Here is a 20,486-nt window from a genome sequence, read left to right on the forward strand (position 1 = left end):
GGAGCTGAAGGATCGGCCGAACGTGCTCCGGATTCTGCTGTGCGAGCCCGGGGGTGAGGGAGGGTTCGTTCGGGTGGTGGAGACCTCGATCGACGACGCGGACGGGGAGGCGGTGGGCGAGGCGATCTCCCGTCTGTTGGAGCTCGACGGGGTTCGGGACGTGGAGGTGCTGCACGGCCTGGGGAAGAAGAACCGGCCCAGGTTCATCCTGCGGGCGATCGTGGAGGACCGGCCGGGCGTGGAGCGGAAGGTTTTCCGTGAGATCTTCCGGTGGACGGGCTCGCTGGGAGCCCGTGTGTATCGGTGCGAGCGGGTGGTGGCGGACCGGAAGCTCGTCCGGGAGGATGGCGTCCGGGTTAAGCGGTCCCGGTTCGAGGACGTGGAGCACGCCAAGCCGGAGTGGGAGGACGTTCGGGAGCGGGTGGGTCACCGCTCCTCACTGCTCGTGCGGGCGGAGCTGCTCGCCCGGTCTCGGAGGCGGAACGACGACTGACGAAGCTCCTCCAGGATCTGGCAGGCCTTGCAGAGTCGGTCGGAGGCTGGTTCCCCGCAGCGCTCGCACTTCTGGACCTCCCCCTTGAGGAACTCCTCGGCCAGCACCGGGCCGGCTCGGTCCAGCGCCTGCACGATCCCGAACTTAACGCTCGGCAGCCGCTCCTCCATCTCGTCCAGCAGCCGTCGGAAGAAGGAGCGCACTGAGGACGCGGCGAACGGGCAGGGATCCGGGTGGTACGGGAGCCCCAGCTCGTCCGCCACCCACCTGACCTCCCGCTCCGGGACTCGCCGCAGCGGCTTGACGCGCGGGACCACCGCCTCGGACTCGGGCCGGACCCGCGGGTGCAGCTTGGAGAGCTGGGCCAGATCCGCCTTCACGAAGTTCATCAGCACGGCCTGCGCCTCGTCGTCCAGGTTGTGACCCGTCACCACCACGTCGGCCCCCAGCTCCCGGGCCCGGGCGTTGATCAGCCGCCGCCGCAGCACCCCGCACACGGTGCACGCGGGATGCTCGGTCTCCTCCACCACCTCCTCGAGCCGGAACCCGTACTCCTCCTCGAACGACACGACCTCCCACCGCACGTCCAGCCGCTCCACCAGCCGCTCCGCCTCCCTCAGGCACCGGTCCCGGAACCCGGAGATGCCCTCGTCGACCGTGAGCGCGATCACCTCGACCCCGGGAAGCGGGTCCAGGTACTCGAGCACGAGCCGAAGCGCGACCGCACTGTCCTTGCCCCCGGAGACCGCCACGACCACCGTCTGATCGGGCCGGAACCACCTCCAGCGCCGCACCTCCCGGAACACCCGATCCCGCACCAGCTCCACCAGACACCGACCGCACACCGCGTCGCCCGCGTAGGGACGCCTGTACCGACCCGGCCGCTCCCCGCACCGCTGGCACCGCAAGCGCGTCGCCCCGAAGGGGTAATTACGGGCCACCTCAGGAGTCCGGGCACGCCGGCCGTGAAGAGGGGTTGTAACGCCGACCCGCCCGGGGATGAACGGACTGGGCAGGGCGGAGCTTCCCCCGCCTCCCCACCGGTGGGATCAAGGGCGCCGGGAGCGCCGATCCACCGGCACTTCCGGCACTTCCCCTGCCTCCGGACCGGGAGGCTCGGGTGGCACCCTCACTCTTCACCTTCTTACCTTCCTCACCGCGCGACCCGGAGGCCGGACCGCTGACACGGTCCCCCTCGCCACTCACAGGGACCACGGCCACCCCCAGCCGATCGTGGGAGAGAGACGTCACGTACACCTCCCGCACCCCGGTGAGCCTGAACAGGAGCGTCAACCGCCGTCGCACCTCATCGTCCTTCAGGTTCAAACCGTATTCCACGTCGTACACGTCCGTGAGCCGGCTCAGGTCGGCGAGCGCCCCCACCGCGCTCAGGAAGTCCTCCTCGGGCTGGAGCGTGCCGTTGTCCCGCGCGATCACGTTCTCCACGACCACCTTGATCCGGTGCTCCCCCGCGAGCCTCCGGAACCACCGATCGCTCACGGCGCCCCCCGCGCACACGTAGACGTCCATCCCGAGCGCGTGGGCCGCGTTCGCGACCCGGACCAGGGCCCGGTACACCAGTCCCCGGAGCTCATCCCTCGATCCCCCGGTCTTCCTCCTGAACCAGTCCACGTACCAGCCCCGCGACCACACGTCGATGACGTCGATGAACACCCCATCAAACCCCATCCGATGCAACCTCCGTACCCACCGCTCGAGCTCCGACTGCCACCGCTCGTCCCAGAACCGGACCGCGTAGTCCCCCTTCCACCTCGGGTCCTCCGGGCCCAGCAGACCCAGGTCGCGGGCCCGCTGGAACAGGTCCCGGTGGTACTTGGGCACGACCCCCAGCGTCATGTACGCCACCGGACGGATCCCGGCCCTCTTCAGTCGATCGAGCTCCTCCGGCGTCCACGGTCGCCCTCCGGGCCCGGAGTACGGGTCGACGCAGACCGCGCCCGGGTGGACCTCGATCAGCCGCTCCAGGTCCACGTTCTGGTAATAGGTCGCGAACGGGTACCCGTGATCCACGACCGTCCACAGCGTGGCGACCGTCAGCACCTTCAGCAGCAACCCGGGGCTCCCCCGATGAGGAGAGGCCGGCTTGCCGATAGGTGACGACGTCCCTTATTACCGAGGGGGCCGCCGCCGGTGCGAGTACTGGGGCTGGACACGGGGAGCACGCACGTGGACGCGGTGGTCCTGGAGGAAGGGGAGGTGGTGGATCGCGTCAAGGTGCCCCGCGACGGTGGCCTGGTTAAGCCCACGAAAAAAGCGCTTCGGCGCCTCGAGGCGGACGAGCGGCGCGTCAGCACGACGCTGCCAATCAACGCGCTCGTGAGGGGCCGAGGGGACCCGGTCCACCTGATCTTGATCCCGGGACCCGGCCTGGACCCGGACCCGCTCGCTGGGTTCGCCGACAGCGCGGAAGTCGTGGACGGGTACGTGGATCACAAGGGGGACGTGGCGCGGGACGTGGAGGTTGGGTCCGTGAACGTGCCAGAGGGGCACGCCGTGGCCGTGGTCTCGAAGTTCTCGCAGCGCAACTCCCGGCTGGAGCGGAGGCTGGTGAAGGCCGTGCAAGAGCGGGCGCGCGAGGTGGTCCCGGGCCACCACGTCCCGCGGGGTGGGTTCCCCCGCCGCGTGGCCACCGCCGTCCTCAGCGCCCGGGTAAAGCGGGCGACCCGGGAGTTCCTGCGCGCGCTCGGCGGCGTGGACGGGGTCCTGCGCGGGGACGGCGGGCTGCAGACCCCCAGGGAGGCCCTGCGCGTGCCGGTGAACGTGCTGCACTCGGGCCCGGCGGCGGGCGTGCTGGGGGCGGTGTACCTGACCGGGAGGGAGGAGTTCCTGCTCGCCGACGTGGGTGGATCCACGGTGGACCTCGTGCGGGCCCGGGATGGGGTGCCGGTGACGGAGTCCCGGGCCACCCTCTTCGGGTATCCCACCGCGGTTCGCTCCGCCCGGGTCCGCTCGCTGCCGCTGGGCGGCAACACCGTCGTCTCCGGGGACGGGCTCACGGGGGAGACGTCCCTGCCCGCGTGCTACGGGGGCTCCCGACCGACGGTCACGGACGCGCTGGTGGTGGCCGGGTACCACGATCCGGAGCCGGAGGGGGATCCGCGGGAGTCGCGGCGGGCGTTGAGGTCGGTGGGGGATCCGGCTAGGGTGGCCGAGCGGGTCCTGGAGGAGGTCCGAGAGAGGCTTCGTTCCCGGCTGGAGGGTGAGCGGGTGCTCTGGGCCGGGGGACTGGCGGAGGAGTACCGAGAGCTCGTGGGTCTGGGGAAGGTGGTGCCGTATCACTCCGTGTGCAACGCCGTGGGATGCGCGGTCGCAAGGCGGGCGCGGGAGGCGGTGGTGTACGTGCACACGGAGCGAGGGTACGGTCACGTGGTGCCCGCCGGCGAGCGGTTCGAGGTGGAGAGGGGACGGATCTACGACGAGGAGGAGCTGGTGGAGCTGGCGTCGGAGGCGGCGGGCTTCGAGCCGGACGAGGCGTCGGTGCGGTCCTTTGAGATCGTGCGCGGCGGGGTGAGGGTGGGTCAGTGGGCGGAGGTATGGCTGTACGAGCGGCCCGGGGTGGAGGCCCCCTGACCGGGCGCGCCGCGGGAGAAAGACTTAAAGTCGGGCGTCCGGGAGCCCGGGACGGAGGAGCCGCGGCAGCCTAGCCTGGCGGGGCGCGGGACTGCAGATCCCGTAACCCGGGTTCAAATCCCGGCCGCGGCTCCACCGGGAATCGTTCTGATTCACGAAACGATGAGCCCGGGACCCTAAGACCCGTCCCGACTCAGCACGAGCGCCCCGAGCCGGTGCACGCGCGCCCTCCACCCGGGCGGCACGAGCGTCGTGGAGTCGTACTCCTCGATGACCGCCGGCCCCTCGATCTCGTCCCCCGACCGCAGCCGATCCCGGTCGAAGACCGGGACCTCCAGGAACCCCTCGTCCTCGAAGTACACCTCCCGCCGCTCCCTCACCGCTCGGTCCGGGTTCGTCTCCCCGCCCTCCTTCAGGGGCTTCGGCTTGGGCGGCTCCCGGCGCGCCAGGGCCACGGCCCGCACGTTCACCACCTCCACCGGCGCGTCCAGCCGGAACCCGTGGACGGCCTCGTGCCGCTCGTGGAACGCGCGCTCCACCTCCTCCATCGAGGCCTCAGGCCCCACCTCCACGTCCAGCTCGTGCGCCTGCCCCCGGTACCGGGCCTCCACCACGATCCTGACCTCGTCGGGGTCCCGGGGCAGGGCGCGCGAGGCCCTCGACGCGGCCCTCTTTATCAGGTGTCGCAGCGCCTCGTCGTCCAGCTCGTCCGTGGTCTCGAGCACCGGAATCGAGTGCTCCCAGGCCGTCTCCGCCGCCAGCAGCCCGAAGGCCGAGAACACCCCGGGGTGCCGAGGTACGATCACGCGTCGCACCCGCAGGACCTCCGCCAGCTCGGCCGCGTGCAGCGGGCCCGCCCCGCCGAAGGCCACCAGGGCGAACTCGCGGGGATCGTGCCCGCGTTCCACGGTGACGATCCTCACGATGCGAGCCATCTCCTCCACCGCGAGCCGGATGGCCTGGTAGGCGACCTCTTCCGGTTCGCCGCCCACCGTCCCGGCCAGGCCCTTGAACGCCAGGTCCGCCGACTCCGCGTCGATGGGCATCTCTCCCCCCAGTAGCGCCTTCCGGTTCAGCCGCCCGAGCGTCACGTTGGCGTCCGTGATCGTGGGGTCGGTGCCCCCCTTCCCGTAGCACACCGGGCCCGGGTCCGCCCCGGCGCTGGTGGGGCCCACCCGCAGCGCGCCCGCCTCGTCCACCCAGACGATCGTGCCCCCGCCCGCGCTGCACTCGGTCAAATCGATGAACCGGTGCAGCACCGGGTACCCGGATCCCCGGACGCGCCGGCCCCGGTGCGTCCGACCCCCCACCTCGTACTCCTTGGTCACCTCGTAGCGCCCCTCGACGACCGTGCCCGCCTTCGCCGTCGTCCCGCCCATGTCGAACGAGACGAGCCGGTCCTCGCCCAGCCACTCCCCCACCACCCGCGTCGCCACCACCCCGGCGGCCGGGCCGGACTCGATCAGCTTGGCCGGGGTGTGCACGACGCGCTCCGCCGGGACCGCGTGCCCGTCGGACTGCATCAGCAGGTACTCCGACGCGCCCGCCTTCCGCACGGCCTTCCGCGTGCGCTCCACGTACTCGCTCACCAGCGGGCGCAGGACCGCGTTCACCAGGGCCGTGGAGGTGCGCTCGTACTCCCGGTACTCCCGGCACACCTCGTGCGAGCAGACGATCTCCACGTCGTCCCCGAGCTCCCGCTCCAGCACCTCCTTGGCCCTTCGCTCGTTCCTCGGGTTCGCGTACGCGTGCAGGAACGAGATCACGACCACCCGAACGTCCCGGGAGCGCAGCTTCCCCGCGATCTCGCGGAGCCGCTCCTCGTCGACCGGGACGATCACCTCGCCGTCGGGGGACACGCGCTCCTTGACCTCGAACCGGAGGTTACGTGGAACCAGGGGCTCGGGCTTCCGGGGCTCCAGCGTGTACATCTGCGGGCGCACCTGACGACCGATCTCCACGAGGTCCCGGAAGCCGAGTGTGGTGATCAGGGCCACCTTCGGTAGCTTCAGCCCGCGCTGGCCGAGGAACGCGTTCGTGCCGATCGTGGTGGCGTGCAGGACCGTGTCCGGATCCTCCTTAACCTCTGATAGGGCGCGCTCGAAGGATCGATCCGGGCGCCTGGGGGAGGAGGGGACCTTCTTCACCCGGAGCCGCAGGCCGTCGTACTCGACGAGGTCGGTGAAGGTGCCTCCGATGTCGATCCCTACGAGCGACAACTAGGTACCCTCCGCCAGGAGGCGGACGAGGTCCGTCTTGGTGATCACCCCGACCACCTCGTCCCGGTAGTTGACCACGGGGAGTCCCGGGACGCGCTTGCGCACCATCAGCTCCGCGGCGTCCACCAGCCCGAAGTCCGTCCGGACCGACAGAGGGGTGCGCATGATGTCATCGACCCGGGCGCGCTTGATCCGTGACCGGAACTTGCCCCTGGGCGACTTCTCCCGCAGCCGGGCCAGCTCCAGGGCCAGGACGCGGTCCGTGAGGAGGCCGACCAGACGCTCGCGCTCCACCACGGGGAGGATCTTCGCGCCCTCCTCGAACATCAGGCGCCGGGCGTGGAGGAGGCTGGATCCGGCGGACACGGTGATCGGGTTCTTCGTCATGTGGAGGGCCACGTAGTCCTCGGACTCGACCAGCTCGAGCAGGTCGGTCTTGGTAACGATGCCGACGAGCCGATCCCCGTCCAGGACGGGGAGCCCGGAGATCCCGTGGGAGAGCATCGTGTGGATGGCCTGGTCCACGGTCGCGCCCGGGGAGATCGTCACGACGGGGGAGGTCATGACTTCGGAAACGCGGATCCGGGAGGGTGAGACCTCGCCGAAGCGCGCGTCGGCGACCGCGAGCGCGGCGTCGAGCACGGTGATGATCCCAACGAGCTCCTTCCGGTCCTCGGAGACGCGCTCGGTGACCGGGAGCCGGTTCACCTTTCTCTTGCGCATCGTGCGGAGGGCGAACTTGAGGGACTGGTCCGCGTCGACGGTGACGGGGCGCTCCGTCATCACGTCCTCGACCTTCAACTCGGAGGGGGACTGGGTCGACAAGCCGGGCACCCTCGCCCGAGGGGCGTGGGGGAGGGAGGGGGAGGCTACTCGGAGGGCTTGGCCAGCGTAATGGCGATCGTCGAGACGCTGATCGTGTCGCCTTCCTCCGTCTCGATCTCCTCGGTGCCGATCTCGATGTCCTTCACCTCAACCTCCGGCATAACGTTGTTCCGGATGAACTCGGCGACGTCCACGGCCCGGCTGATGGCCCTGCCCCTGGCCACCAGCTTTACTTCGTCCGCACCCTCGCTGAACTGCGTCATCACCGCGAGCACGTAGTTGGTCACGGGCTTGTTGCCCACGTAGATGACGTTCTCATCCTCCGCCATCGCGATCACCCCGGTGTCCCCGTTCTCCGGTCCCAATCTTAGCGCGGTCTCGCGCCCGACTGGTGGCCCCTATAAACTTCACCCCTCAGATCACGACAGGAGCAGCGCGCCGGCCACCAGCAACCGGGCCGCGAGGCTCGAGCCCAGGTTCGCCGACCACACCTTCACCCCCAACCGTCCCCCGAAGATCGACACGTACGTGGCCAGGGACGCGCGCAGGAAGATCATGAGCACGTTCGCGCAGCCGGCGATCAGCAGCGTCGCGACCGCCTCGCGCTCCGAAAGAGTGCCCATCCGGACGAACTCGGCCACCGTCGCGTACCCGACCGTGTAGTGGCTCAGGTTGGCCACTATCGTCGCCAGCACCGGCCCGAACCCGCCGTGCACGTGCCACCGGATGAGCTCCGCCAGCACCACCATCGCCGCGCCCACGCCCAGCATGCGCGGGAGGACGTACGCCATCCGCCGGCCCGCCCGGCGCAGCGCCTCCGCCAGCGCCTCCCGAACCCGCGGTCTGACCGGGTCGGAGACCACCGGATCCGGGTTCGAGCCGCCCGACCGGTCCCGGCGTCGACCGTACAGCAGCAGCGCCGGGACGGTCTGGATCAGGGCCGAGAGCAGGAGCGCCCCCACGTACTCCAGCCCGAGCCGGGGCCCCAGGATCGCCAGCGCGGCGAAGAAGGGGCCCTTGATGAACAGCTCCCCGATCGTCGTGGGCAGCGTCGTCGCCACGACGAGCAGGATCACGTCCCGGTCGTCCAGCCGACCCTCCCGGTGCAGCTCCGCGAGCATCGGGTAGCTGGCGCTCGGGCTCACCAGCGACGCCGCCAGCGCCGAGGCGGCCTCCGGCGTGAGCCCCCACCTCGCCGCCCGGTCGCCGATCAACCGACCCAGCCGCTCGTGCACCCGTAGCCGCGTCATCATCGAGGCCGCGAAGAAGCCGAGGAAGACCAGCGGCGCCACCTTCAGCACCGTCAGCAGGAAGTCCAGGACCGCCCGCGCCAGGTGCGGAACCATCGGAACGCTCCCTTGGACGCCGCTCCCGGCGCGCTAGGAGGAGAGGAGGGCGACCCGGCTGGGTGGTGACTCGTCCACCAGCTCGAACCCCGCGTGCTCGGCGATCTCGGCGGCGAACCGCTTCACCTCCTCGTGACTCGGCATGTGGTCCGGCGTCATCCGGAACGCCGCCCAGCCCACGCACATGAACCCCTTCACCTCCACGTAGTCCGGCTCCACCTCCGCCAGCAACCGGCCGAAGTCCTCCGCGGTCCCGTCCATGTTCCACCCCTTGATCGCGGTGATCCGGATCACGGTGCGGCAGCCGAGGGAGTCCAGCAGCTCCAGGGTCCTCCGAATCCGCTCCCAGGAGTCCGGGACCGCGGGCCGGTTGATCCTCCGGTGCAGGTCCTCGGTGGGCGCGTCCAGGGACACGTACAGTTGGGTGGGCTCCCGCTCCAGCGATTCGATCCGATCGGGCCGCAGCCCGTTGGTGACCAGGAAGGTCGTCTTGAACCCGTGCGCGTGGAACGCGTCGATGAGCTCGCCGATGCGCGGGTACAGCGTGGGCTCACCCGCCAGGCTGATCGCCGCGTGCCGGGGCTCCAGCGACTCCTTCCACCGCCTCCGCGCCTCGCCCTCCAGGTGCCCGTAGCCCTGTAGGAAGCGCCGCTGCTCCTCGATGCTCCGCTCCACGATCAGGTCCGGATCGTCCGGGTCCGGAACGTCGCTCACGCCCATCGTCAGCTCGACGGGCCGCCAGCAGTACACGCAGCGCTGCTGGCACCACGCGACCGTGGGCGTCATCTGCAGGCACCGGTGACTCTCCACCCCGTAGAACCGGGCCTTGTAGCAGTGCCGCCCGTTCTTGATCGCCTCCCGGCACCAGTGGCAGGGCTTGACGGCCGAGTGCTTCCCCACGAGCCCGTACCCCTGCTTGCGGAGCACCCGCTCCACGCGGGCGTGGAGCAAGCCCGCCACCCCCGGGACCGGCGTGTCAACCCACGGTTAAATGGATCCGGGAGGCGCGCGATCGCGATCGGCCCGGGGCGCGGCCGGGGCAACACTTAAGTACTCGAATCGGTCGCCCCGGCCCCGGGAGACGGGCCCGCGGTGTAGCCAGGTCTATCATGCGGGGCTCCAGGGGCCCGCCGATGACTGGCATGGGGTGTGCCGGGCCCTCGTGAGGAGCCCCTTGGAGCTCTGAGGCGGGTCGAAGACACCCCGTGACCCGGGTTCAAATCCCGGCGGGCCCACCACCGCGAATCGTTTTAAGTTCAATAACGTTACGACCGGACCGCCCTCCTTATCAGGTGACCTACGACGGCCGTCACGGCCCCCAGCGCCGTCGACGTCTCCAGCGAGATCCCGCGGCCCGTGATGTCCAGGTGGTGCTCCGCCCGCTCCAGCACCTCCTCCGGCAGCCCGCGCCGACCCAGCCCGAAGACCAGGGTCACGGAGCGCGGGCGCAGAACGAGCTCCACCACGTCCTCCGGCTCGATCGCCTTCTCGGGCTCCGGCCGGCACGTGGTGGCGACGATCGTGCCCAACTGGGGAGGGAACCCGGGGTCCGGGTAGTCGTACACCTCCAGCAGGTTGCGCTCGGCCAGCTCCAGCACCTCCCGCCCGGAGGCGCCGATGGTCGTCTCCCGGGCGACGAACTCCGCCAGCTCCCGCGGCGTCTCCACCCCGACGTCGTCCAGCGGGAAGCCGAACAGCGCGAGCTTGAAGTCGTAGGCCACGCAGAGCGGGGCCGCCCGGGCGATCATCCGGGTGTGGATCTCGTGGTACCGGTTCGGGTCGTACGAGTTGTACAGGGCGACGGTTACGCGGCCGACGCGCTCACGCCCCACCGGAGGACTCCCCCCGGGTCACCCCGGTGGCGACGAAGTGGGCGACGCGGATGGGCTCGGGGAGCCGGTGGCGCGTGGCCGTCCGCTTCAGCACGAGCTCCGCGACGCGCGGCTCGATCCCGGCGCACTGGTAGTAGACCGGGGGCTCCCCGCGCCTGGTGACGGTCCGGTACACGGGGCCCGCCCGGAGCACCATGCGTCGGCGCTCCTCGGTTCGATCCAGGTTCTCCAGCGCGGAGATGATCGAGGCGAGGTCCGGCTCGCGCTTGATCACGGCGATCACCGGGAGGCCGGTCTCCTCGTGCAGCCGCTGGATGTCGAGCACGTTGAACCCGGCGAAAGTGACCCCGTCGGTGAGTATCACGCGGAGCTGAGGCTTGTGCTTGGACCGGTTGACCATCTCCACGAGGCGGTCCGTGGCGTCGAGCCCGTCCACGGTAACCTCGGTGCACATCACCCCGTCGACCCACTTGCCACCCCGCATCACGACGCCGACGACGAGGGTGCGTTCGTCCTCGGGCCCGTAGTGACCGTCGTCGACGCCCAGAACCCGGATCTCGGGCTTAACTTCCCGGAGCTTCAACCCTCAGCCTCCTCCAGGGCCCCCTGAAACTCCCTCCGAGCCTCCTCGATCAGCTCCAGGAGCTCGTCGATGACTTCCCACAGCGCCTCCCTGGCGTCCGCGTCCTCGTCCACGGCCCGGATCCTCACCTTGGGCGGGACGTGTTCCTGCTCGTCCTCGACCTTGTGCCGCTTGCCCAGGATAGGGTGCTCGATGCGGTAGGTGGCCACGATCCCCTCCTTCCGGTTGAGCGCCCACTTCAGCAGGTTGCAGAGCGTGTGGTCCTCGCCGGGCAGCTCGAGGAGCACCTCGTCCCGGTCGTACTTCTTCACCTTCACCTCCACCTCGGGCAACCGCACGGGGGAGGCCCCCTCACAGGCGCTCCTCGAACTCCAGCAGCTCTTCGAGGGTGCGACCGCGCTCGCGCCCCTCGCGCTTGAGCTCGGACGCGAGCTTCTCGAGCTCCTTTAGGGTCCTCTCCGGGTCCCTCTTCAGCTCGCAGCGCCCGTCCTCACCCTCGCGGAGAACGCCCCGGTCGAGCGCCGCGTAGGCCAGGTCCATCGGGTCCAGGCCGTGCTCGTGGCAGACGAGGGTGAGGAGGCGCCGCACGGGCTCGGAGGCCGCGTAGAACCGGGCCTCCTTGTAAAGCTCGGCCAGCTCGCGCACGATCGCCTTGATCTCCCGCATCGGGGCGTCCGTGGTGAGCCAGGGCCCGCGCGCCTCGGCCCGGTACCCGCGCCGCTCCAGGACCTGGGCCAGGAGCTCGGAGGGGACCTTCGGGGCGCCGGCCTCGCGGCAGACCGTGCTCAGGTGAAGCCGCACCCGCTTCTCGTCCTCGGACTCGGTCAGGACGGTCTTGCGCAGCTCCCCCAGCCGCCGGATGTAGGCGTCCACGGCCGCGTGCGGCCCGAACACCTTCACCTTGACCCGGGTACCCTTCGCGTCCAGGAAGGCGTCGACGCCCCGGGTGCGCTCGCTCTCCACCGCGCGAATGAACTTGCGCACCGTGTCCTGGTCGGGGAAGGAGAAGGTGACCTCCCGCTTCTCCATCCGGGTCAAGCCTCAGGCCTCCCTTAGGTACCCTGAGGCGACCTTCCGGGTCTCCGTGTGCCCGCAGGTGGGGCACCTCAGCTTTCTACCTTTGATCCGCTCCAGCTCGCTGCGGCATCGGCTGCAGTAGGCCAGGATGACCCCGTACTCCTCCCCCATGGTGGAGAGCTGGATCGGGGTCTTGACGCTGATCACCTTGGCGCGAACGATGTCCCCGGGCTGGAACTCCTCCGAGAGATCCTCAACGTACGCGTCCCGAACGCGCGAGATGTGGATGCCGCCCACGCCCGAGGCCGCGGGCTCTCGGTCCATGCGATCGTGGGCTAGGTCGATCCGCACCAGCACCACCTGTTCCTTCACCGTCTGCACGCGCCCGATGACCGGGACGCCCTTGCGGAGCTTCGGTGGCGTGTCCACGAGGGGCTTGACCCGGACTTCGCGGCGTTCCAGGTCGACCTCCACCGTCCCGGTCACGGCGGCCCGCACGATCCCGTCGTCCTCGTACGTTCCCGGCCCCGGGTAGAACGCCTCGGCCAGCGTGATCCTGTCCCCCGGCAGCACGAACCGACCCGGTTTCACGTACTTCTTCACTCGTCGCTCGTCCGGCCCTCGATCTGACGCTTGATCTCCCCCGCGAACAGCCTCAGGAACTCGTCGACCCGACTCTCTGGGACGACCCCGCCGGCCGCCGGGGCGTGGCCGCCCCCCTTTCCTCCCACCTTTTCGGCGGCCCTTCTGATCGCCTTGGCGACGTTGATCCCCTCCCCGTCCACGACTCGGGCGCTGACCTTTCCTCTTCTCACGCACACCCCGACGGGGGTGCCCATCACGCCCGCCACGTGGGACGCGACCCTTCCGGTCATCGCGGGGTGAATGTCGTCCATGATCGCGTACGCCACGACCTCCTCCAGGCATTTGGCCACCTCCCGGGCGCGCTGAAGCACCTCGTGCTCCTCCAGCATGGCCTCCCGCGCCAGCTCGTACACCTCATCCAGCTCGGGAACCGCGGTCTCCGGGAGCTTGAGCGCGAGCTCCCTGCGATCGTCCCCGTCCATCTTCACCAGCGCGTAGTCGAGCAGGCTGGCCTCGGTGTAAACCTTGCGCCGATCGTACCGGCGCAGCACCTCATCCAGCACCCGGGAGTGCTCCTCCGCGTAGTCCGTGAACGCCGCGTAGGCCGCCAGCAGCTTCAGGTCCCGCTCGTGCAGGTCCAGCGTGGCCCAGTAGCACAGCTCCGCCGCGCACAGCCGCGTGTCGTGCACGAACACGTCCGGGCGCACGTCCTCCAGCACCTGATGGTGATCCACGATGAAAACCCGGCAACCCTCGGACCTGGCATCCTGCACGGCGTCCCGCGCCGTCGACCCCAGGTCCGCCGCGATCAGCACGTCGCACTCCGGGGCGATGCCCGAGACCACCTCGGTGAAGTTCGCGGGCGGAGAGAAGTACAGCACGAAGTCCAGGTCCAGACCCTGCAGCACGTGTCCCAGGATCGCCGCGCTCGCCAGTCCATCCACGTCGATGTCCGCGACCACCGCCACCCGCTCATCCTCCAGCTCCTCCAGGTGCGGCACCAGCGCGTTCCTCACCTTCTCCACGGGATCCCCCAAGGTCGACCCCCTTTACCTACCCCTCCGGAACACGAGAACGACCGCGCCCACGTGTTTAATTCTACGCCGGTGATGCCGGTACATCGCCGGCACCGGGAACCTCGCCCGACCCACCACCTCGCACTCCGCCCCCCACTCCCGCGCCCTCTCCCTCCAGAAGTCCTCCGTCCCCGCCCGATGCAGGGAGACCACCACCGGCGCGTGTTCCAGCCCCACCCGCACGAACGGCCGATCCGCCCCCCGGCGCTGCACCCCGAACGGCGGGTTCATGACCGTCACGTCGAACCGACCGCCCCGAAACTCCCGCACGTCGCAGCGCACCAACTCCACTCGATCCAGCACCCCGACCCGCTCCGCGTTCTCCCGGGCCACCCGCAGCGCGTCCCCGTCCACGTCCACCAGCGTGGCCCGACTCGCCCCCGCCAGCACGGCCCCAATCCCGATCTTCCCCGTACCCGCCCCCAGATCCAGCACCCTGGCCCCCTCCAGCCCCACCTCCGCGTCGGCGATGGAGAGTAGCACCCGAACCAGCTCTCCGGGCGTCTCGTACTGCTCCAACCGCAGCTTGGGACGCTCGAACCCGCGCAGCCGATCCAGCACCATCGCCACCCGCTTGTCGATCAACCCGACTCCTCCCACAGCAGCTCCCGAATCCACCAGGGCAGGTCCCGAGTGCGCTCCCCTGGATCCATCCGAACGAACCGCTTACCACCGCAGAACGGGCACCGCTCCGGCGCCCTCCTACGACCCACCCGCCTCCCGCACCGGGCGCATATTACATGGAAGGTTAAGGCTCACCCACCCCCGTGGGGGACCCGGATGCCCTCCGGCCCGGTGCACCTGCTGTACGGCCTCGTGCTCGCCGCCGTGGCCCACCCGGGAAGCCCCGAGTACGGCGGGGTGATCCTGTACTCCTCGCTGGCCCCGGACTTCGCGACCGCCGCCTACCACGACCGGTACCCCGACCTCCGGTACGTGGATTACCGGTGGGCGCACTGGCCCGAGCACGTGCACGAGTACGCCGAGATCATCGCGGACCGGACGGTGATGCCGCTGCTTCACCTGGACCGGGAGCGGACGATCTGGTGCGCGGAGGTGGGGATCTCCAGCCACCTGTTCCTGGACGTTTACACGCACGTGCGCACGTCCCCGATCAAGGAGTGGCGGGAGCGCTGGTGCATTCAGACCGTGCTCCGCGACTTCTACCGGCCCTGGGACCGGTACGTGGAGCCGTTCGCGCGCTGGGCGCTGGGCAACGCGGTGGCGGAGCTGGGCGGCGAGGAGCGGTTCTGGCGGTACGTGGAGCGGGCCTGCGAGGTGGCCGAGCTGCTGATGGGGGACTACGTGCGCTGGGCGTACCTGAGGAACCTCTCCGAGAAGTACTTCGGCGACCCGAACCTGCACCTGGTGGACTGGATCCGGTGGTTCTGGGACCGGTACGGGTACGAGGAGAACCCGCCGGTGGACCTCACCATCCAGGGCGTCACGATCACGGCGGACCCGGAGGAACTCCTCGCGTGGATGGCGCAGTTCGACCCTCAGGTGATGATCGTTGAACCGGGCAGGTCCGGTGGTGAGGGCGGTCAGGGGGAGGGTAAGGGATCGACCGGGACGGGCTCCGGCGGCTCGCCGCTGCCGCTGATCCCGGTGATCCCACCGCTCCGCCGCCGCTAGCCGGGCACCCAGATGTACTTCTTACCCACCTTGTACACCGTGCCGCCCATCTTCTTCATCTGACCCAGCTGAGCGCCGCCTCGCTTGGCCCGAGTCACCTCCTTGAACTTCTCCACCTTGATCCCGGACGGCGTGCGGTAGACCTTGGTCACGACGACCTTGCCCGAGGTCGTCTTGGTGATGATGGTGGCCTGCGAGACCTTGGGGTTCAGCACCTTCGTCAGCCCGTAGCTGGCCGACATGGTGAGGATGAAGGCCAGCGCGAAGACCATCGCGGCGTCGAAGAGGTTGGCTACCCCCGTGAGCGGATCGTCGTCCCCGTCGTCCCCGCCCAGGAAGCGCCGCCGACGTCGGCGGCGTAGGTATCGGGGCACGCCTCACCCCCCGAACTCCCGGTTGAGGATCATCTCGGCCAGGAACTCCAGGTCTGAAACGTCCTTCTCGTACCACCGCGAGCGGAAGAGGGTGATCACGTAGCAGAGGCCGGCGGAGGCCAGGCCCACGACCGTGGTGGCGAAGGCCGTGATCAGGGCCGTGGCGAGCCCGGCCATGTTGCCCTTCGCCAGCTGCTCGAGGCCCGGGCCCAGGGGGATCAGCGTGCCCATCAGGCCCAGCATCGGGCCCAGCCGGACCACGATCCGGGTCCTGGAGATTCGACGGGCCAGGTAGTTCTCCAGGTTCTCCAGCTCCTTTTCGGCCCGGAGTCCCGCCTCCTCCGGGTCGTTCGAGTCGCGGAGGATCTTCCGCAGTCGGTTCAGGTACTCTCGGAAGTGCGGCGGGAGGCGCACGTCCTCGAGCTTGGGGAACCGCTCCAGCACCTCCTCCAGGTCCCGCCGGGTGAAGTGCGGTCTGAGGACCACCTCCCGCAGGAACATCCCGAACTCGATGATGGAGTACCCAAGGAAGAGCAGCAACAGGATTACCGTCGGGTAAAGCAGGGCCTGCATCACCACGTACAGGGCCTGGTTGATCACCGTCGCGACGCTAGCCATCGTATCACCACCCGTAGCGCGTCGTCCACGGGGTTGGAGGGCGGGTACTCGCCCATCCGCTCCCGACGCATGGCCCACCCGTACCCCAGGACCGCCAGGCCCAGGAGCGCGGCCAGGACCGGGCACAGTTCGTGCGCTGGGGGCGTCGGTATGCGGACTTTGGGCGCCTTCTTCCACAGTGGGTACAGCCAGGCGATGAGCCCGGTGAGCACGAACAGCAGTCCCACGGCGTTCTCCAATCCGCTAAGGGCCACCGCGGGAGGGACCCGGAAGGCCCGGATCAGGGCCTCGGCCGAGACCAGGCTGGCGAGCGTGGTCGAGGTGTAACAGGCCCAGAGCACGAGGGCGGACTGCGATAGGCTCAGCGACCCGATCCTGGCGTAGAGGGCCACGGACAGGGCCACGCCGATCAGGCAGATCGGACACGGCACGGCCACGACGAAGACGCCCAGCCGAGAGACCTCCTCGGAGGACCGCTCCACGTGCCACTTCCGGGCGATGAACGCGCCGATCGCCATCAGGACGAGCCCGAGGACGGCGTGCCCCAGTAGGGCGTACCGCTGGGTCTCCAGGGCCGCCGACAGGAACCGGGTGGTCAGCCACCCGAGTCCCAGGATGGCGGGCACCAGGATCGCGGACAGGAGCAGGGCGATCAGCACGGAGCGGCGCAGGCCGAAGCCCGCGAACCCGATCCCGAGCCCCGTCTTCAGCCCAACGATGAAGACGAAGAACGCGACCGCAAGCGCGTAAATGGGGTTGTCGGCGAAGAACGGGACGGCCATCCAGGAGGTGAGCGCCGCGAAGACCACCGCCGCGGCGGTCGCGACGCCGACGATCCCCCGGGAGAGCGGCATCCCGACGCGTCGGGAGATCAGGTACCCGGAGGCCAGGAGCGCGGTCAGCGAGGCCGCGACGGCCCCCATCACCGGGTGAACCAGCCCGGACGGCAGGATCGCCCCCGAGAGCGCGAATCCCTCCGACACGCTCCGCGCGAGCTCGGCGGGCCTGCCCACGCGGAATATCCGGTCCAGGAGGGCGCCGGTGCCCGCGGCCAGGGCGGGGGCCGCGAGCCCGTACACCAGACCGTAGGCGAGGGCGTCCGACACCGTCATCGGGTGGTATCGGAGCATGATCAGGGTGCTGGAGGCCGCGTACGAGGCGAAGGCCAGGACCGGGCCGAGCCACCTCAGCCCGCGTCCCCCCTACGGGCCGAGGGCGGTGGCCAGCGCGAACAGCGCGTTGAACGGGGGCAGGAAGAGCACGTTTTCCACCAGCTCGTAGTACTTCATCCGGGGCATGCGGCCCATCAGCTCACCCATCAGACGCCGCTTCTTAATCTCCAACCGACCCTCGACCCGGGCGAGTTTGGTCACGGCCCTCACCCGGTCGGTGACCCCCACCTTCCCCCGCTCGACCAGCCACCGAGCCTCCCCCAGCTCCGCGGCGACCTCGGAGACGGTCCGGGCGACGTCGGACACGTTCACGCCCTTCCTCTCCGCGCTGTCCAGGTGAGCCCGGGCGTCCCTGAGCCGCCGCTCCGCCCCGACCAGTGCCCTCAGCAGCTCCACCCGATCGCGGCCCGGGTTCCCTCCAATCCTGACGGTGTTATCGTACAGCGTCGCCTTGTAGGACAAGTAGTCGAACGAGGCGAGCACGCTGCCCACGTCCCGGGAGGCCCGGTCCAGGTCCGAGACCGCGGCCTGGAGCCGGGTGAGGTGCAGGTACCGGTGGTACTTAGCGTGAAACGACCCCAGGCAGGCGATCGGCGAGAGCGTGACCGTCACCACCAGCGCCGCCGCGAGCCGCCACCGCACCGTCCCCTCCCCCGCCGTCCCGGCGCACCGTCGCTCAGTCGTAATATCACTTATGGTTTAAGTGTGCGCATGCGCATAGACCCAGGCGTTGTCATCCTCATCCGTGTGCTTCTCCACCACGTAGCCGACGGTACCGTAGTACAGCGTCTTCAGCAGCTTGTCCACCTTCTCCTCCACCCGCCGGTCCTCGTCGATCACGTGCTCGTCGTCGAGCAGCACCCCGAACCACAGGATCAGCTCATCCAGGTAGATGCGCTGCGAGTACTCCCCCATGCCCAGGAACAGCTCCCCGTCGTCGATGGTTTCAACGACGATCGGGGTGAACGTTCTCACCCCCTACTCCCTCCTGGAACGCTCCTAGCGAGGCTTAACAGTGGAGCGAGGGGGCGCACGGAGGTGGGGCTTATTAGGACTCCGCGTTCCCTCACGTGGTTGATGAAGCGGCGATAGGTGGGGTGGGAGGACAGCGTCTCGGAATCTCCCACGCAGACGAGCTTCCGACGCGGCCGCGTGATGGCCACGTTGAGCCGGCGCAGATCTTTCAGGAAGCCCACCCGACCCTCCGGGTTGCTGCGCACGAACGAGACGACGATCGCCTCCTTCTCACGGCCCTGGAAGCCGTCCACGGAGTTCACCTCCACGTCTTCCAACCCTCGCTCTCGCAGTAGTCGGCCGATCAGGTCCACCTGATCGTCGTACGGGGTGATGATGGCCACGTCCTCGGGCGGCAGTCCCTGCTCGACCAGGTTCTCCACCAGGAACACGCTGATCGCGGCCTCCAGTGGGTTTTCTCTGGACTTGGACCCCGGCCGCTGCCGCTCCCTCCGCATCCGCTCGGGCAGCCGGGAGGTGTCGACGAAACCCAGCGGTCGCTTGGGGTCCAGCACGCTCGCCCAGGGCTCCTCCACGTCGGGCTCGCGGACGCCCAGGTCGGCCAACGTGTGGTGGCGCACGCTCTCGTGCGCCTCCAGCTTGCCGTCGTAGAACTCCCGGTTCGGGAACTCCATGATGTCCTCGTGCATCCGGTACTGGATCCGGAGCATGCGGGAGAGCTCCGGGTGCTCCTCGATCAGCCGCTCGAACAGGGTGCGGGAGAGCTCCGGCTCCGCCTCCTCGCTCAGGATCGTCGGAGGCAGCTGCTTGTGGTCACCGGCGATGACGAACCGCCGGGCCCGGGTGATCGGGATCAGGGCGGAGGGCTCGGTCGCCTGCGATCCCTCGTCGATCACGGCCACGTCGAACTCGACCTCGTCCAGGAACTCGAGGCCCGCGCTCGCGTTCGTCGTGACCACCACCTCGGCCTCCTCCAGAATCTCCTTCACGGCGCGCTCCTCCAGGTCGTCCGCGCCCTCGAAGAGCTTCTCCACCTCCCGGTTCAGCTCGATCCACTTCGCCATGCTCCGGATGACGTTCGGTGGGACCCCGCGCGCGCCCTTCCCCTTGCGGGCCAGCCGGAGGATCGTCTCGTCCGACATGCCCCGGCGCCACCGGGGGGTCGGGCGCTGGTACCGGTCCCGCTCCTTCATCAGCCGCCGCGCTCGCTCCCGCAGCCGCTCCGCCTCCTCGTACAGCGGGTGCTTCTCCACGAGCGCGCTGAGCGTGCGCCGCTTCAGCTTCTTCGAGACGCGAGCCGGGTGCCCGACCCGAACCGCGTTCACGCCGCGCTCCAGCAGGTTCTCCAGCAGGTTGTCCGCGGCCACGTTCGACTCGGCCGTGGCGAGCACCTTGTTCCCCCGCTTCACCTCCTGCACGATCACCTCCGTCAGCGTCCGGGTCTTGCCCGTGCCTGGCGGCCCGTGCACCAGGAAGAAGTCCGGGGCGCCCAGCGCGTACCGGACCGCCTCACGCTGGGACGGGTTCAGGTCCCGATCCACGAACTCCACGTCCTCCGGCTCCGCCTCCTCCGGCTCCCGCAGCCCGATGATCGCGTTCCTCAGCTCCCGCAGCCGGCCCCGGGCGTGCCGAATGCGCTCCAGCGCCTCGAGCATGCGCTGAAACGTGACGTCGTTGGCGTACAGGTCGAGCCGGATCCCCTTCCCGACGGCCCACCGGGGCGGCGGGTTGTCGAACGCCACGGTGATCGAGCGCCGCGTCTTCTCCACGACGGTACCGGTCAGATCGCTCTTCAGCGGGTCCCCTCGGCTCACCAGGACCAGGTCTCCCACGGAGATCTGGGTGTCGATCTCCTCGCGGCGCCCGTACTTGACCAGGTAGTACCCGCCGACCTCGCGGCCCGCCCGGGTGCCCCGCAGGTTGAGCACCGCGCGCCCCTTCTCCTCCCGCTCGCGACCCGAGAGCCGCTTGATCTCCTCCTCCATCGCCCGCATCTCCGCCTCCCGCTCCAGCTGGACCAACCGCTGGAACCGGCGAACGTACTCGTCCACCCGCTTGATCTCCCGAGACTCCTCCTCGCTCGGGCGCCGGGCCTTGTCGCTGCGCAGCAGCCGCCGGGCCGCGTCGCGTTGAACCTCGCACAGG

24 protein-coding genes and 2 tRNA genes are annotated in these 20,486 nt (G+C 69.6%); 5 read left to right on the top strand and 21 right to left on the bottom strand.

Annotation, left to right across the window (positions count from 1 at the left end; genetic code table 11):
* Positions 1-493, top strand: a 493-nt coding sequence (gene larC2 / locus ACXJJV_RS04565; RefSeq protein ID WP_456467002.1) for a nickel pincer cofactor biosynthesis protein LarC2, incomplete at its 5' end; no start/stop codon positions are given.
* On the opposite strand, the gene ACXJJV_RS04570 is transcribed toward larC2, so the two are convergent.
* Together ACXJJV_RS04570 and ACXJJV_RS04575 are read right to left on the bottom strand one after the other, a co-directional pair.
* Entirely contained in the window at positions 427-1,401 is a 975-nt protein-coding gene (locus tag ACXJJV_RS04570) for a TIGR00269 family protein (RefSeq protein ID WP_456467003.1), read from the bottom strand. The two genes, larC2 and ACXJJV_RS04570, sit on opposite strands and share 67 nt — an antisense overlap.
* 34 nt (positions 1,402-1,435) lie before the next feature.
* On the bottom strand, positions 1,436-2,566 hold the full coding sequence (locus tag ACXJJV_RS04575; protein ID WP_456467004.1) for a glycoside hydrolase family 191 protein: 1,131 nt from the start codon (positions 2,564-2,566) through the stop codon (positions 1,436-1,438).
* A 78-nt stretch (positions 2,567-2,644) separates the two neighbouring features.
* Between ACXJJV_RS04575 and ACXJJV_RS04580 the strand changes: the two genes are divergently transcribed.
* Complete coding sequence (locus tag ACXJJV_RS04580) at positions 2,645-4,084, top strand: hydantoinase/oxoprolinase family protein (RefSeq protein WP_456467005.1); 1,440 nt, start codon at positions 2,645-2,647, stop codon at positions 4,082-4,084.
* A gap of 59 nt (positions 4,085-4,143) precedes the next feature.
* Positions 4,144-4,219, top strand: a tRNA-Cys gene (locus tag ACXJJV_RS04585).
* A gap of 41 nt (positions 4,220-4,260) precedes the next feature.
* Here ACXJJV_RS04585 and ACXJJV_RS04590 read toward each other — a convergent pair.
* From ACXJJV_RS04590 to twy1, 5 genes are all read right to left on the bottom strand, one after another.
* A complete protein-coding gene (locus ACXJJV_RS04590) occupies positions 4,261-6,303 on the bottom strand; it encodes a hydantoinase/oxoprolinase family protein (RefSeq protein WP_456467006.1) in 2,043 nt (680 codons plus the stop codon).
* Positions 6,304-7,128 carry a CBS domain-containing protein gene (locus ACXJJV_RS04595; protein WP_456467007.1) on the bottom strand — a complete coding sequence of 275 codons (825 nt, stop codon included), beginning with the start codon at positions 7,126-7,128 and terminating at the stop codon, positions 6,304-6,306.
* A 44-nt stretch (positions 7,129-7,172) separates the two neighbouring features.
* On the bottom strand, positions 7,173-7,457 hold the full coding sequence (gene albA, locus ACXJJV_RS04600) for a DNA-binding protein Alba (protein ID WP_456467101.1): 285 nt from the start codon (positions 7,455-7,457) through the stop codon (positions 7,173-7,175).
* Positions 7,458-7,547: 90 nt separating this feature from the next.
* Complete coding sequence (locus ACXJJV_RS04605; RefSeq protein ID WP_456467008.1) at positions 7,548-8,474, bottom strand: nucleoside recognition domain-containing protein; 927 nt, start codon at positions 8,472-8,474, stop codon at positions 7,548-7,550.
* 33 nt (positions 8,475-8,507) lie between these two features.
* Positions 8,508-9,425, bottom strand: coding sequence for a 4-demethylwyosine synthase TYW1 (gene twy1 / locus ACXJJV_RS04610; protein ID WP_456467009.1), 918 nt, complete (start codon positions 9,423-9,425; stop codon positions 8,508-8,510).
* Positions 9,426-9,557: 132 nt separating this feature from the next.
* Between twy1 and ACXJJV_RS04615 the strand changes: the two genes are divergently transcribed.
* Positions 9,558-9,712 (top strand) — tRNA-Trp (locus ACXJJV_RS04615).
* Between the two features lie 27 nt (positions 9,713-9,739).
* On the opposite strand, the gene ACXJJV_RS04620 is transcribed toward ACXJJV_RS04615, so the two are convergent.
* The 8 genes from ACXJJV_RS04620 to ACXJJV_RS04655 are packed head-to-tail and all read right to left on the bottom strand — an operon-like array spanning position 9,740 to position 14,280.
* The gene (locus ACXJJV_RS04620) at positions 9,740-10,306 is read right to left on the bottom strand and encodes a DUF531 domain-containing protein (protein WP_456467010.1); all 567 of its coding nucleotides are present in this window, start codon (positions 10,304-10,306) and stop codon (positions 9,740-9,742) included.
* Positions 10,296-10,889 (bottom strand): endonuclease dU, encoded by a 594-nt coding sequence (locus tag ACXJJV_RS04625; RefSeq protein WP_456467011.1) that lies wholly within the window; start codon positions 10,887-10,889, stop codon positions 10,296-10,298. The genes ACXJJV_RS04620 and ACXJJV_RS04625 overlap by 11 nt, the downstream gene beginning before the upstream one ends.
* Positions 10,886-11,227 (bottom strand): RpoL/Rpb11 RNA polymerase subunit family protein, encoded by a 342-nt coding sequence (locus tag ACXJJV_RS04630; protein ID WP_456467012.1) that lies wholly within the window; start codon positions 11,225-11,227, stop codon positions 10,886-10,888. Before ACXJJV_RS04630 ends, ACXJJV_RS04625 begins: the two co-directional genes overlap by 4 nt.
* Positions 11,228-11,240: 13 nt before the next feature.
* Positions 11,241-11,918, bottom strand: coding sequence for a DUF2067 family protein (locus ACXJJV_RS04635; RefSeq protein ID WP_456467102.1), 678 nt, complete (start codon positions 11,916-11,918; stop codon positions 11,241-11,243).
* A gap of 12 nt (positions 11,919-11,930) precedes the next feature.
* Positions 11,931-12,509 carry an exosome complex RNA-binding protein Csl4 gene (locus ACXJJV_RS04640; RefSeq protein ID WP_456467013.1) on the bottom strand — a complete coding sequence of 193 codons (579 nt, stop codon included), beginning with the start codon at positions 12,507-12,509 and terminating at the stop codon, positions 11,931-11,933.
* On the bottom strand, positions 12,506-13,528 hold the full coding sequence (locus ACXJJV_RS04645; protein WP_456467014.1) for a DHHA1 domain-containing protein: 1,023 nt from the start codon (positions 13,526-13,528) through the stop codon (positions 12,506-12,508). Before ACXJJV_RS04645 ends, ACXJJV_RS04640 begins: the two co-directional genes overlap by 4 nt.
* A gap of 12 nt (positions 13,529-13,540) precedes the next feature.
* On the bottom strand, positions 13,541-14,152 hold the full coding sequence (locus ACXJJV_RS04650; RefSeq protein ID WP_456467015.1) for an METTL5 family protein: 612 nt from the start codon (positions 14,150-14,152) through the stop codon (positions 13,541-13,543).
* Positions 14,149-14,280 (bottom strand): hypothetical protein, encoded by a 132-nt coding sequence (locus ACXJJV_RS04655; protein WP_456467016.1) that lies wholly within the window; start codon positions 14,278-14,280, stop codon positions 14,149-14,151. The genes ACXJJV_RS04650 and ACXJJV_RS04655 overlap by 4 nt, the downstream gene beginning before the upstream one ends.
* A 67-nt stretch (positions 14,281-14,347) precedes the next feature.
* On the opposite strand from ACXJJV_RS04655, the gene ACXJJV_RS04660 reads away from it, so the two are divergent.
* Positions 14,348-15,202 carry a hypothetical protein gene (locus ACXJJV_RS04660; RefSeq protein WP_456467017.1) on the top strand — a complete coding sequence of 285 codons (855 nt, stop codon included), beginning with the start codon at positions 14,348-14,350 and terminating at the stop codon, positions 15,200-15,202.
* Here the strand turns inward: ACXJJV_RS04660 and ACXJJV_RS04665 are convergent.
* The 6 genes from ACXJJV_RS04665 to ACXJJV_RS04690 all read right to left on the bottom strand — a co-directional run bounded on the left by ACXJJV_RS04665 (position 15,199) and on the right by ACXJJV_RS04690 (position 20,401).
* The gene (locus tag ACXJJV_RS04665) at positions 15,199-15,576 is read right to left on the bottom strand and encodes a DUF2149 domain-containing protein (RefSeq protein WP_456467018.1); all 378 of its coding nucleotides are present in this window, start codon (positions 15,574-15,576) and stop codon (positions 15,199-15,201) included. The genes ACXJJV_RS04660 and ACXJJV_RS04665 overlap by 4 nt on opposite strands.
* Before the next feature lie 3 nt (positions 15,577-15,579).
* Positions 15,580-16,194 (bottom strand): MotA/TolQ/ExbB proton channel family protein, encoded by a 615-nt coding sequence (locus ACXJJV_RS04670; RefSeq protein ID WP_456467019.1) that lies wholly within the window; start codon positions 16,192-16,194, stop codon positions 15,580-15,582.
* Positions 16,173-17,324 carry a DUF2162 family putative transporter gene (locus ACXJJV_RS04675; RefSeq protein WP_456467020.1) on the bottom strand — a complete coding sequence of 384 codons (1,152 nt, stop codon included), beginning with the start codon at positions 17,322-17,324 and terminating at the stop codon, positions 16,173-16,175. Before ACXJJV_RS04675 ends, ACXJJV_RS04670 begins: the two co-directional genes overlap by 22 nt.
* Positions 17,325-17,396: 72 nt before the next feature.
* Positions 17,397-18,008, bottom strand: coding sequence for a hypothetical protein (locus tag ACXJJV_RS04680; protein ID WP_456467021.1), 612 nt, complete (start codon positions 18,006-18,008; stop codon positions 17,397-17,399).
* Positions 18,009-18,065: 57 nt separating this feature from the next.
* Positions 18,066-18,341: a hypothetical protein gene (locus ACXJJV_RS04685; protein ID WP_456467022.1), complete on the bottom strand. Its 276-nt coding sequence runs from the start codon at positions 18,339-18,341 to the stop codon at positions 18,066-18,068.
* Positions 18,338-20,401, bottom strand: a complete 2,064-nt coding sequence (locus tag ACXJJV_RS04690; RefSeq protein WP_456467103.1) for an IGHMBP2 family helicase — start codon at positions 20,399-20,401, stop codon at positions 18,338-18,340. The genes ACXJJV_RS04685 and ACXJJV_RS04690 overlap by 4 nt, the downstream gene beginning before the upstream one ends.
* Positions 20,402-20,486 lie beyond the last annotated feature (85 nt).

The organism is Methanopyrus sp., from assembly GCF_053997775.1.